The sequence below is a fragment of the Streptomyces sp. NTH33 genome (assembly GCF_003236365.1).
Lineage (GTDB): Bacteria > Actinomycetota > Actinomycetes > Streptomycetales > Streptomycetaceae > Streptomyces.
In genome coordinates, this window is sequence record NZ_POTZ01001074.1 from 1 (window position 1) to 615 (window position 615).

General features: G+C 76.3%; 1 protein-coding gene. It reads right to left on the reverse strand.

What is annotated here, in order from left to right:
- A partial coding sequence (locus tag C1I97_RS38530) for a histidine phosphatase family protein (RefSeq protein ID WP_111007418.1) occupies positions 1–577 on the reverse strand: 577 nt, incomplete at its 3' end.
- Positions 578–615: the final 38 nt, after the last annotated feature.

The window sequence follows — 615 nt, forward strand, 5'->3', positions numbered from 1 at the left end:
GAGCCGGTATGCCGTCGAGGCGGAGGTACCAGCGGCCGGCGTGGCCGGTGACGGTGGTGGTCGACAGGGGGCGGACGTCGATGTTCCAGTAGGTGGACGGGGGCGCCTTCAGGGCGTAGACCAGGGCGGCGCGGATCACGGAGGGTTCGGCCACGGCGACGACGCGGCAGCCGTCCTCGACGGGCCGGGTGTCGAGCCAGCCGCCGACGCGGGTGATGAAGGACAGCAGCGACTCGCCGCCGTGCGGGGTGCCGCGCGGGTCGGCGAGCCAGGCGTCCACGGCCTGCGGCTCGCGTGCCATCGCCTCGCCCAGCGTGAGCCCGCGCCAGCGGCCCATGTCGCAGTCGCGCAGGGCGAGCTGGACGAGCGGGGCGTAGCCGAGGGCGTCCCCGGTGGCGCGGCTGCGCGGAGTGGGCGAACAGTAGCGCAGGTCGGCGGCGGCGAGCGGCAGCAGTTCGCGGGCGACCCGCCCCACCTCGTCCCAGCCCGCCCGGTCGAGCTGCCGGTCGTCCTCGAACCGCTCGGCGAGCGCCGGGGAGCCGCGCGCCGCGGCGACGAACGTGACCCGAACTGCCATGCGGGGATCGTGGGCCGGTGGGGTGAGCGGGTCAAGGG